Genomic DNA, 1,701 nt, shown 5'->3' with positions numbered 1-1,701 from the left:
TTCGGTGATATCAAATGTAATTTGCGAAGTCAATTCGCTAGTAATAATTAAATGAGCTACAAACAATCATAAATTGAGAGTTTGATCCTGGCTCAGGACGAACGCTGGCGGCGTGCCTAATACATGCAAGTCGAACGCATCCCGTTGAATTGAAGTGCTTGCACTGATTTTTAACATCGGATGAGTGGCGAACTGGTGAGTAACACGTGGGTAACCTGCCCAGAAGCGGGGGATAACACTTGGAAACAGGTGCTAATACCGCATAACAACAAAAACCGCATGGTTTTTGTTTGAAAGATGGTTTCGGCTATCACTTCTGGATGGACCCGCGGCGTATTAGCTAGTTGGTGGAGTAATGGTTCACCAAGGCAATGATACGTAGCCGACCTGAGAGGGTAATCGGCCACATTGGGACTGAGACACGGCCCAAACTCCTACGGGAGGCAGCAGTAGGGAATCTTCCACAATGGACGAAAGTCTGATGGAGCAACGCCGCGTGAGTGAAGAAGGGTTTCGGCTCGTAAAACTCTGTTGTTGAAGAAGAACACATCTGAGAGTAACTGTTCAGGTGTTGACGGTATTTAACCAGAAAGCCACGGCTAACTACGTGCCAGCAGCCGCGGTAATACGTAGGTGGCAAGCGTTGTCCGGATTTATTGGGCGTAAAGCGAGCGCAGGCGGTTTCTTAAGTCTGATGTGAAAGCCTTCGGCTTAACCGGAGAAGTGCATCGGAAACTGGGAGACTTGAGTGCAGAAGAGGACAGTGGAACTCCATGTGTAGCGGTGAAATGCGTAGATATATGGAAGAACACCAGTGGCGAAGGCGGCTGTCTGGTCTGTAACTGACGCTGAGGCTCGAAAGCATGGGTAGCGAACAGGATTAGATACCCTGGTAGTCCATGCCGTAAACGATGAATGCTAGGTGTTGGAGGGTTTCCGCCCTTCAGTGCCGCAGCTAACGCATTAAGCATTCCGCCTGGGGAGTACGACCGCAAGGTTGAAACTCAAAGGAATTGACGGGGGCCCGCACAAGCGGTGGAGCATGTGGTTTAATTCGAAGCTACGCGAAGAACCTTACCAGGTCTTGACATACTGTGCTAACCTAAGAGATTAGGCGTTCCCTTCGGGGACGCAGATACAGGTGGTGCATGGCTGTCGTCAGCTCGTGTCGTGAGATGTTGGGTTAAGTCCCGCAACGAGCGCAACCCTTATTGTCAGTTGCCAGCATTCAGTTGGGCACTCTGGCGAGACTGCCGGTGACAAACCGGAGGAAGGTGGGGATGACGTCAAGTCATCATGCCCCTTATGACCTGGGCTACACACGTGCTACAATGGATGGTACAACGAGTTGCGAACTCGCGAGAGTAAGCTAATCTCTTAAAGCCATTCTCAGTTCGGACTGCAGGCTGCAACTCGCCTGCACGAAGTCGGAATCGCTAGTAATCGCGGATCAGCATGCCGCGGTGAATACGTTCCCGGGCCTTGTACACACCGCCCGTCACACCATGAGAGTTTGCAACACCCAAAGTCGGTTCGGTAACCTTCGGGAGCCAGCCGCCTAAGGTGGGGCAGATGATTAGGGTGAAGTCGTAACAAGGTAGCCGTAGGAGAACCTGCGGCTGGATCACCTCCTTTCTAAGGAATAATACGGAAACCTGCACAGGAACGAAACTTTGTTTAGTTTTGAGAGGTCTACTCTCA

Annotated in this window: 1 rRNA gene; it reads left to right on the top strand. The window is 51.1% G+C overall.

The features are described 5' to 3' along the window. The first annotated feature begins 69 nt into the window (after positions 1 to 69). Positions 70 to 1,635: ribosomal RNA gene (locus FD04_RS01230) — 16S ribosomal RNA — on the top strand. The last annotated feature ends 66 nt before the right edge of the window (positions 1,636 to 1,701 follow it).

Source organism: Secundilactobacillus odoratitofui DSM 19909 = JCM 15043 (genome assembly GCF_001434895.1).
In the GTDB taxonomy this organism is placed as follows: Bacteria; Bacillota; Bacilli; order Lactobacillales; family Lactobacillaceae; genus Secundilactobacillus; species Secundilactobacillus odoratitofui.
The sequence above is the reverse complement of the archived record's forward strand: the minus strand, read 5'-3'. Positions and strand labels throughout refer to the sequence as shown.